At 70.1% G+C, this 6,678-nt stretch carries 6 protein-coding genes; 1 reads left to right on the plus strand and 5 read right to left on the minus strand.

Annotation, left to right across the window (positions count from 1 at the left end; genetic code table 11):
- Positions 1-141: 141 nt before the first annotated feature.
- The 5 genes from ACWD0Y_RS28200 to ACWD0Y_RS28220 all read right to left on the minus strand — a co-directional run bounded on the left by ACWD0Y_RS28200 (position 142) and on the right by ACWD0Y_RS28220 (position 5,667).
- Complete coding sequence (locus ACWD0Y_RS28200; RefSeq protein WP_450263135.1) at positions 142-1,470, minus strand: cation:proton antiporter; 1,329 nt, start codon at positions 1,468-1,470, stop codon at positions 142-144.
- 2 nt (positions 1,471-1,472) lie between these two features.
- On the minus strand, positions 1,473-2,189 hold the full coding sequence (locus tag ACWD0Y_RS28205; protein ID WP_450263136.1) for a Crp/Fnr family transcriptional regulator: 717 nt from the start codon (positions 2,187-2,189) through the stop codon (positions 1,473-1,475).
- A gap of 508 nt (positions 2,190-2,697) precedes the next feature.
- On the minus strand, positions 2,698-3,102 hold the full coding sequence (locus ACWD0Y_RS28210; protein WP_450263137.1) for a DUF3224 domain-containing protein: 405 nt from the start codon (positions 3,100-3,102) through the stop codon (positions 2,698-2,700).
- A gap of 49 nt (positions 3,103-3,151) precedes the next feature.
- Entirely contained in the window at positions 3,152-4,096 is a 945-nt protein-coding gene (locus ACWD0Y_RS28215; RefSeq protein ID WP_450263138.1) for a DUF6039 family protein, read from the minus strand.
- Positions 4,093-5,667, minus strand: a complete 1,575-nt coding sequence (locus ACWD0Y_RS28220; RefSeq protein WP_450263139.1) for a class I adenylate-forming enzyme family protein — start codon at positions 5,665-5,667, stop codon at positions 4,093-4,095. Before ACWD0Y_RS28220 ends, ACWD0Y_RS28215 begins: the two co-directional genes overlap by 4 nt.
- Positions 5,668-5,833: 166 nt before the next feature.
- On the opposite strand from ACWD0Y_RS28220, the gene ACWD0Y_RS28225 reads away from it, so the two are divergent.
- The gene (locus ACWD0Y_RS28225; RefSeq protein ID WP_450263140.1) at positions 5,834-6,544 is read left to right on the plus strand and encodes a PIG-L deacetylase family protein; all 711 of its coding nucleotides are present in this window, start codon (positions 5,834-5,836) and stop codon (positions 6,542-6,544) included.
- Positions 6,545-6,678: the final 134 nt, after the last annotated feature.

A 6,678-nucleotide genomic window follows, 5' to 3' on the forward strand; every position in this document is an offset into this window, starting at 1 on the left:
CTCACGAGTCCTCATCTCTCGTCGGCCCTGCCACGGGTGGCCGGGCGGCGGACGCCGGGCACGGCCACTGTGGTTGTTCCCGCGCCGCCGGGCTGCCCGCAATTGAGCAGCACGGGCGGCAGGGGGTGGTGGGTGGGCGGCTCAGTCGGGGCGTTCGGCCACCGCCACGGGCGGGGCCGTGCCGGCCTCCCGCAGCACTTCCTCCGCGGTCTGCTCGATCCGGGCGCCGGCCCGGCGCAGCAGTGGCGGCGCCATCAGCGAGGTGGCGACGGCGATCAGCAGCACGATCGTGTACGTCGCCGTGGTGAGGAGCCCCAGCCGCAGGCCCACGGCGGCCACCACGATCTCCACGGCGCCGCGGGCGTTGAGCCCGGCGCCGATCGCGATGCCCTCCCAGTGGCCGAGCCCGCCGCTGCGGGCACCGAGGTAGCCGCCGGCCAGTTTGCCGAGCGAGGCGAGTGCGAGCACGACCAGGCCGGTGACGAGCACCACGGGGTCGGCCAGAGCGGTCAGGTCGATCCGCAGGCCGGCGGTGGCCAGGAACAGCGGGGCGAACACCGCGAGCGTCACGCTGCGCAGCGGGGCGAGCAGACGCCGGTCGACCGCCTGGGAGAGCAGGACGCCGGCTGCGAACGCACCGAACACCGCCTCCAGTTCGAGCGCCTGGCTCGCCGCGGCGCTCAGCAGGACGACGACGGCGGCGGCCGCGGCCACCGGGACGGGGTCGCCGGTCCGGCCGGCCCGCCGCATCACCCAGCGGACCAGCGGCCGGCCAGCGAACGCCGCCGCGGCGACGAAACCGGTGAGCGAGAGCACCGCGAGGGCGATGTCGCCCGGCGCCAGTGCCCCCACCGCCATGGTCGAGACGAGCGACAGCAGGAACCAGCTCACGGCGTCGGTGAGCGCCGCGGAGGCGAGGGTCAACTGCCCCACGTCACGGTGGAGCAGCCGCATGTCGGCGAGCGTCTTGGCGATCACCGGGATGGCGCTCACGCTCAGCGCGACACCGAGGTACAGCGCGAAGACGGGCCGCTGTGCCCCCTCTCCCATCAGTGTGCGCGGTATCAGGAAACCCGCGCCGACGCCCAGCCCCAGCGGGATCAGCAGGCTGCCCAGACTCACCTTGAGCATCACCCCGCGCCGTCGGCGCACCATGCCCAGGTCCAGGTGCGCCCCCGCCACGCCGACGAACATCAGCACGGCGAACTGCGCCACGGCGTCCAGGAGATGGGCCTGCCCCGGCTGGGCCGGCAGCAGCCGGGCGGCCGCCTCGGGGGCCAGCAGCCCGAAGACCGAAGGCCCCAGCAGGATGCCGGTGGACAGCTCTCCCACCACGGCCGGCAGGCCGCAGCGCACCGCCAGCCGGCCGAGGCAGAGGGCCAGCAGCAGCAGTACGCCGAGCTGGAGCAGGAAGAGCTGGACCTGGTGGGTGGTGAGCGGTGGTGCGGTGGCCAGTTCCAGAGCACGCATCGTCAGGCCGCCGTTCTCTCCGTCGGCATCGGCCTGGGGCGCGGTTGGTAGCCTTCGGCGATGAAGCTCTGCAGACGGGGCTCGTGTATGGCCATGAAGCAGTCCCGGCCGCGGTTGACCAGGCCCGCGTTGCGGAAGCGTTTGAGGAAGAACCCCACCCGGGAGCGGGTGGTGCCGACCATCGCCGACAACTCCTCCTGCGTGATCTTCTCCTGTATCCGCAGCAGATGGGCCTCGCGCCTGCCCAGTTTGCGGCCGAGGTGCAGCAGCACGGACGCCAGCCGGTACTCGCTGTCCTCCGTGACCAGTCCGGCGATGAGCTGCTGCCGCTCGAAGAGCCGGCCCGCCATGTGCCGCACCATCTCGTCGCGCAGTTCCGCGTCCTCCATGGCCTCGACCAGCTGGTGGGCGGGCATCCGCTGCAGTACGACGGGTGTCATCGCGGAGACCATCTCGGTCCTCCCGTCACCCACCAGGCACAGCTCACCGAAGACGTCGCCCGCGGAGTAGATGTCCAGGAGACACTCCTTGCCCTCCCTGGAGGGCATGATCGCTTTCACCTGCCCCTGCTCGACGAGATAGATGCTGCGGTCGCGGTCGAGGCAGCCGTAGACCACCTCGCGGCGGGCGACTTCGATGGTCGTCGCGGTCAGTGTCCTTAACCGGATCATCTGGGCGAGCGTCTCGCCGAGCCGTGCCGAGGAAGAGGACGGGATCATCGCCGACAACACCCCCCGGCCGTGGTCGTCCTGCCGGTGCTTTCCCTGGGTTGGCGATTACTGTTCACAGAACCGTTCACTCCCCCCTCGTTTCGGCTCCACCCGGACCATTGGTCCGGGGAACGTGCAGCTTCAGCGCTCAGGTGCCGATTCGATAAAACCGGAATTGGGGCGGGGGACTTACCTGGTCCGTCCGCGCCGGCTCAATCGCCTTTGTGCGGAGGATGGCGGAAAAGAAGCCCCCGTTGTCGACAGCGGGTCAGTGCTTCCCCAGCTCCTGGACCTACCCCCTGAGGTGCCGACAGCCAAATTATGGCCAGAACCTTTCCGTAGAGCAAGGGTGGTGACATCGAATTCTTTGTCGTTAACGGGTGTGCCGAGTCGGTCGAAAACATACCTCGGCGTGCCGTTGACAACCCCTGCTGCAATACGCTGTGAATTCGCGCGTAAACCGGCTTACGGGAAAAGAAAAGGCCGGGACGGCCTGCGCCGCCCCGGCCTTGATGGATCAGGCTGAATCGCCGAGGTCGTATTCCAGCGTGTAGCTGTGGGTTCCGTCGGCGACGACGACGTTCAGCTTGCCGCTGATGGTGCTGAGTTCACCCGTCCCCGAGTCGGGGACGATGACGATGTTGAGGTCGCCCTCCCCGCGCGTGGAGATGGCGCTGTGCTGGAGCACGAAGGTGCCCTTGCGCCCGTGCACGGTGCCCGTCAGCCGCTCCACGGCGACGTAGCCGGCGGAGGTCGGCTCGCTCGTCATCGCCTTGATCAGCTCGGTGACACTCGTGCCCTGGATGTCACCGGTGAAGGTCTTCGTCACGACGACCTTCGACAGCTGGGTGCCCTCCTCATCGGAGTACGGGGGCTTCTCGTCCCAGACCAGTTCGAAGGTTCCGGCGGCTGTGGTGGTCATCTGGTGCTCTCCCTCATCATCGGTTGACGGTGTGCTGCGACGGGCTGGGTTACTTCGGCGCCTGTGCGGCGTACGTGTCGTGGTGCTGCGGGGTGAGGGCCATGTCCTCGAGCGTGCTCTGGACGAACATCCGCTCCCAGCCCCCGCCCCCCTTCTCGTCCGGTATCCACTGCTTCGTGAAGACCATACGAGCATCGTTGTCCACGCGGGCCCGAAGTCCCATCAGGTGGTAGTAGTCGGTGACGGAGCGCAGATGGATGAACCAGTGGATCCGGTCGGACAGCCCGAACGCCTCCTCGTAGAGGTAGATCGTCGCGTGTCCGGCGAGGCTCTTGTTCCACCCCTCGGCCAGTGCCCGCGCGAACTGCCGTCCCTCGCCACGGAACTCGTAGTTCAGCTCACCGGTCCGGTGCATCAGCAGCCCGCAGTTGGCCGAGTTCAGGACGTCCTGCCCGGACTGGCTGCTCTGGTGAGCGGCGGTCGGGACGAGGAAACGCTCCACCGCCGCACCGTCCACCTCGACCACGGTCTCAGGCTTCTCGTCCGCGGTGCCGTACATGCCGAAGCTGGACGGAATGAGTACGGTTTCCTGCAGGCTGCCATCGATGAACATGCACTCCCACGAGCCGCCCCCCCGTTCTTCGGGCACGCGATTGCGCATGATGATGTCACGCCACCCCTCGTCCTGTCTGGCCGTTGCGAGGAGCTTCTCGTAAGCGTCGAAGGACTCGAGATGGAACAGCCAGTGCAGCCGGTCCTCGGTGCCGAACGTCTCCTCGTAGATGAAGACACTCGCGATTCCCGCGTACGCCGTGTTGATGTATTCCGCCAGGTCCCTGGCGAACCGGCGCCCCTCGGAACGGAACTCGGCACGCAGCTGGCCCACCCGCTCGACGACCACCCCCGCGTTGCCGGAATGCAGCAGATCCGAGAGCGCGACCGACGTCTGGCGGTGCGCCGCCGGCGGAGCGAACCGGGGGGACTCTTGAGTCATGGGATGTTCCTGCCCTTCGGGGATCGTGGTGTTCCGGCCGTGGGCGACAGACGCTCACGCAGCCGGTGTTTGAGGACCTTGCCGGTCATGCCGCGGGGGAGGCTGTCCACCACGTGCACCGCCGACGGAATCTGATAGGGCTTCAGGTGAGAGGCGAGATGGCCGCGCAGCCGGCCGGGCAGGCTCCCGCCCGTCTCGTCCGGCCCCGCGCCCGGGTCCGGGCTCCCCGCGACGACCACCGCCGTGACGGAGAGGCCGCCCTCGGGGCCGGGCACACCGAGCACCGCCGCCTCCCGCACCTCCGGGTGGGAGTAGAGCGCGTTCTCGACCTCCAGCGTGGAGACGAGCCGGTCACCGACCGGGACCGCGTCCGCCATCCGGTCGAACAGGTACAGGTCGCCGTCGGCGCCGATGCGACCGAGATCCCTGGTGCGGATCCAGCCTCCGCTGCGCAGACCGGCGTCGAGCTCCTCGTCGAGGTAGCGCCGGCGGGCCGCCGGCGAACGCAGCCGGATCTCGCCGGTCGTGCCGTCGGGCACGGGCTCGCCGTCCGGGCCGGCCAGCATCAGCTCGGTGCCCGGCGCCGGCCGCCCCAGCGCCAGCGGACGGTCGGGGTCGTACGAGCCGAGGATCACCGCCGGCACCGCCTCGCCCTGGGCGTAAGCGGTGTTGACGGCGATGCCCGGCATCATCTTCCGCAGAGCCAGCGCGGTCGGCGCGGGCAGCGGGGCCGACGCGATCGCCATCGTCGTCACGCTGGTGAGGTCGTACCGCTCACCGAGCTTCGCCGCGACCATCCGCATCGCCGTCCACGGCGTCAGCATCACGGTCGCCACGCCCCGTTCCGCGATCAGCCGGCCCATCGTCTCGATGTCGCCGGGACGGCACAGGATCACCGTGGCGGGCGAGTTGAGCGGCATGAGCGAGGCGCTCATCGCACTGGACGGGGTGCCCATCGGCATGGGTGCCAGCAGCGGCGCCGAGTTGTCGAACCTGCGCAGCCCGGCAGGGCGCCGGCCGTGCAGGAGCGTGCTGTGCGGGTTCGTGTAGGCCTTCGCGGGCCCCGTCGTTCCCGACGTGTAGAGGATGTCGGCCAGATCGTCCGGCGCGACGGCCACCTCCACCGGCGCGGTGTCCCCGGTGAGCCCGGTCACCGGACGGGCCCAGCCGCCGAGGCGGTCCGGAGGCACCAGGCCGCTGCTGTGCACCACACCCGCCGGTCCGGTCTGCGCGCAGCGTCTGCGCACCTCGGCCGGGGGGATCTCGTCACTCAGGTGGACGGCGGTCCCGCCGGCCTTCAGCACACCGAGGTAGGCGACGGCGTAGTCGATCCAGTCCTGGTCCGAGAAGAGCAGCGCGACCCGGGTTCCGCGGCGGACGCCGGCCGCGATCAGGGCCCGTGCCGCCCCGTTGGAACGTTCCTCCCACTGTCCGAAGGAGAGCGTCGCGGCACCGGCGACGTCGATGGCTGTCTGCTCGGGCTCCCGCTCGGCCCGCCGGCGGAGGAGATCGTGCACGGTCTCCGCGCGGCCGGCCTCGGCAGCCTCTTCACCCGATGGTGGCGATGACATGCCCAGAAGCTAGGCCGACGTCTCCCGGACGCTCAGCTCACAACTGAGCAATTCGGAAGCCGGCCCCGGCGCCCCGCACCGGCCGGGGTGCCTGCCCAACAGTGAGCAGACCGGCGACGCCCGGGACGCGGACGATGGGAGGCCGACCACTGGAAGGAACGGACAGATGGCAGATCAGCTGCAGCCGATGGTGACCGACTGGACCCGGGCACTGGCCGTGGTGGCCCACCCCGACGACCTGGAGTTCGGCGCGGCCGGAGCGATCGCCGCCTGGACCGCGGAGGGCAAGAGCGTGTCCTACCTGCTGCTCACCCGCGGCGAGGCCGGCATCGACAGCATGCCCCCCGAGCGCGCCGCGGAGGTCCGTGAGGCCGAACAGCGCGCCAGCGCCAAGATCGTGGGCGTGCAGGACGTGGAGTTCCTGGACCACAGGGACGGAGTCGTCGAGTACGGCGTCGCCCTGCGCCGCGACATCGCCAGGGCGATCCGGCGGCACCGGCCGGAGCTGATCGTCGGCTTCAACCACCACGACACCTTTCCCGGCGGCAAGCGGAACTCGCCCGACCACCGCCACACCGGTCAGGCGCTGTTCGACGCCGTGGGCGACGCCGGCAACCGCTGGATCTTCCCCGATCCGGAACTGGAGCCGTGGGGCGGGGTCAAGCACATCGCCATCGCCCAGTCGCCCCACCCGACCCATGCCGTCGACATCACCGACACGCTCGACGTGGCCATCGCCTCCATCGAGGCGCACGCGGCCTATCTGGAGGGCATCGGCATCAAGGACATCCGGGGGCCCTTCACCAGCATCGCCAACAGCATGGGGGAGCGCTTCGGCAACCGGCCGGCCATCACCCTGGAGGTCGTCACCCGCTGACGGCGGCAGGCCGTCGTCCGCGGGCGGCGGCCTGGGCAGGCAGAGACCGGGGGCAGGCAGAACGGTCCGGTTCCGGTGAGGAGACCGCACCGCACTGCGGGACCTGCTGAAGCGGATGCTCGGGGGCTGACCCC

Source organism: Streptomyces altiplanensis, from assembly GCF_053591575.1.

Coding starts and splice junctions, on each gene's coding strand:
- ACWD0Y_RS28215 (WP_450263138.1), bottom strand. CDS start 4,096: ATGACTCAAGAGTCCCCCCGGTTCGCTCCGCCGGCGGCGCACCGCCAG.
- ACWD0Y_RS28225 (WP_450263140.1), top strand. CDS start 5,834: ATGGCAGATCAGCTGCAGCCGATGGTGACCGACTGGACCCGGGCACTG.
- ACWD0Y_RS28210 (WP_450263137.1), bottom strand. CDS start 3,102: ATGACCACCACAGCCGCCGGAACCTTCGAACTGGTCTGGGACGAGAAG.
- ACWD0Y_RS28220 (WP_450263139.1), bottom strand. CDS start 5,667: ATGTCATCGCCACCATCGGGTGAAGAGGCTGCCGAGGCCGGCCGCGCG.
- ACWD0Y_RS28205 (WP_450263136.1), bottom strand. CDS start 2,189: ATGATCCCGTCCTCTTCCTCGGCACGGCTCGGCGAGACGCTCGCCCAG.
- ACWD0Y_RS28200 (WP_450263135.1), bottom strand. CDS start 1,470: ATGCGTGCTCTGGAACTGGCCACCGCACCACCGCTCACCACCCACCAG.